Annotated in this window: 1 protein-coding gene; it reads left to right on the top strand. The window is 58.0% G+C overall.

The window, feature by feature from the left end; translation table 11 throughout:
- Positions 1–148: 148 nt before the first annotated feature.
- On the top strand, positions 149–1,692 hold a 1,544-nt coding region (locus tag EOA27_RS35455; RefSeq protein ID WP_145970795.1), incomplete at its 3' end, for an ABC transporter substrate-binding protein.

The following is a 1,692-nucleotide window of genomic DNA, read 5'->3' as shown; positions in this document are numbered from 1 at the left end:
AACTGTGACAATCCACTTGAAAGCCCGTCCCATTTCCGGTAGCCTACCAACAATACGAAGCCCGTGAGCTATCGCCTTTATGTGAAAACGGCAGGTGAAGCGATAAGCGCGGGTAAAACCGCCGGCAACTTAAAAAGGGGAAGTGAAAATGATAATTTCTCGACGCGATCTCATTAAGGTTGGTATTGTCGGCGGAGCGGCTTTGTCCGTGCCATCGGTGCTGCGAGCACAAACAGAACCAACCTCCGCGCGGACGGTGCGAATGGTGAAGATCGGTGAGCTCCGTGTTTTCGATCCGATCTTCACCGCGGCCGCCATCACGGGCGATCATGCCTTAGCGATCTACGACACGCTGTTCTCGCTCGACTCCAAGTTTATGCCGCAGCCGCAAATGGTGGGGAAGTGGGCCGTTTCCGACGACAAGAAGACCTACACGTTCGAGCTCCGGGATGGCCTCGGCTGGCACGATGGCACCCCCGTTACCGCGGCGGATTGTGTCGCCTCGATCCGCCGCTGGGCCGAGGTGGCGCCCGGGGGGAAGGTGATCATGGCGCGGGCTAAGGATATCTCGAAGAAGGACGACAAGACCTTCACAATCGCGCTCAAAGAGCCGCTGGGAATTCTGGTCGATATCCTGGCGGACGCTGCGACGCCGTGCCCGTTCATCATGCGCGAGCAGGACGCCAATCGTCCCGCGAGCGAGCAGGTGAGCACGAATATCGGATCCGGGCCGTTTAAATTCAATGAGGCTCTCGCCAGGCCGGGCGCAAGTGTCACGTACGATCGTAATGAACAATACGTACCACGACGCGAGGCGTCCGACGGATTTGCTGGGGGGAAGGTCGTCAATGTCGATCGGGTAATCTGGGACAATATTTCTGATCAACAGACCGCGTACGCCGCACTGCTGGCCGGTGAGGTTGACTACCTTGAGGAGCCGCCGGTCGACTTCTTCGCAGCAATTGAAAGCGATCCGAACCTCGTACTGCAAGTACTGGACAAGGCGGGCCAAAACATGTGCCTGCGCTTGAACCACCTGCAGCCACCGTTCAACAACGTCAAGGCGCGCCAGGCAATACTGCACCTGGTCGATCAGGAGGCGTTCATGGCCGCCTCATTTCCGGATCCGAAATACTACAGCACGGTCACGTCGGCCTTCGGAGGAGAGACGCCGGTTTCTAACGACGAAAATACCGGATGGTACAAAAAGGGCGGTGACCCGGAAAGAGCCAAACAACTCTTCCAAGAGGCCGGGTATTCTGGCGAGAAGATCGTCATTCTCCAACCAACCAATATCGCCTACTTGAACAATGCTGCGCAGCTCATGGCGGCCACACTGCGGAAGAGTGGGGTCAATGCCGAGCTCGCGCCAAGCGACTGGGGTGGCCTTGTCACGCGCCGCGCAAACAAGGGCCCCGTTGAGAGCGGCGGATGGAACATCTTCATCACGACCGAAGCTGATCTTTCCCTTGGGAATCCGCTCACCACTCCTTTGCTGCTCGGAAACGGTGAAAACGGCTGGTATGGCTGGCCAAAGAGCGACGAGTATGAGGCTCTTCGCGCCAAATGGGCAGATGTAGCCACACTCGAGGAGCGCAAGGACCTGGCCCGCAAGATGCAACGAATTTGGTGGGACTTGGTCGGCGATGTCAGGCTCGGGAAGTTTATCAGCCCAATCGCGCGCCGTGCGAC

Source organism: Mesorhizobium sp. M2A.F.Ca.ET.037.01.1.1, from assembly GCF_003998075.1.
Taxonomy (GTDB): domain Bacteria; phylum Pseudomonadota; class Alphaproteobacteria; order Rhizobiales; family Rhizobiaceae; genus Mesorhizobium.
Note: the sequence above shows the minus strand (reverse complement) of the source record. Positions and strands in the feature narration are given on the sequence as shown.